This is a genomic window from Aerococcus sp. L_32, from assembly GCF_050689315.1.
In genome coordinates, this window is record NZ_JBOEQF010000662.1 from 1 (window position 1) to 979 (window position 979).

The 979-nt window shown below is 37.1% G+C and carries 1 protein-coding gene; it reads left to right on the plus strand.

The genetic code is table 11. The features are described from left to right. The coding region (locus ACRCJ0_RS15520; RefSeq protein ID WP_431391089.1) for an ABC transporter permease/substrate-binding protein at positions 1-979 on the plus strand (979 nt) is incomplete at both ends.

Genomic DNA, 979 nt, shown 5'->3' on the forward strand with positions numbered 1-979 from the left:
TATAGCTATGCCGGTGGTAATTTCAGGTATTCGGACCTCGTTAGTATTAACTATCGGAACAGCGACCTTAGCGACTTTAATCGGTGCTGGTGGGCTTGGGTCTTTGATTATGTTAGGGATCGACCGAAATGACAGCAATTTAACTCTAATTGGTGCTATTGCATCGTCTTTATTAGCAATTATTTTTGGTGCCCTCATTAAATGGTTAGAAAATAAGAAAATGAAAACCATCCTTATTAGCTTGCTTGTTTTATTTGTAGGAATTGGTGGGCCAATATTAGCGCAACGATTGACTGGTCAAGTAACCAATGTCACTATTGCCGGTAAATTAGGGTCAGAACCAGAGATTCTAATTAATATGTATAAAGAAATAATTGAAGCAGATAATGACGATGTCAATGTGGATGTAAAAGCCAATTTTGGAAAAACGACTTTCTTATTTTCTGCCTTAGATAATAATGAAATCGATATTTATCCAGAGTTTTCAGGTACAGTCCTTGAAAGTTTAGTTGATGTAGATGAAGCTACTGATACAAGTGACTTTGACCAAGCAGATACCTATCAATTAGCGCGTGACTTATTAAAAGACCAGTATGATATGAATTTTCTAGAACCATTCTCATTTGAAAATACCTATGCTTTAGCCGTGAAACGCTCTTTTGCAGAGGAAAATGATCTAGAAACGATTTCAGATTTAGCGAAAGTTGAAAACGAGATTACAGCTGGCTTTACGTTAGAATTTATTGACCGTCAAGACGGCTATGCTGGTATTCAAGAATTATACGGTTTGACCTTCCCGTCAGTGAAAAGTCTTGAACCTGCGCTTAGATACAATGCTATCAGTAACAATGAAGTCAATGTGGTTGATGCATATTCGACTGATAGCCAAATTTTAGAGTATGATTTGGTTACGCTTGAAGATGATTTAGGGCTATTCCCTGATTATCAAGGAGGTCCATTGATGAATGTAGACTTCGCA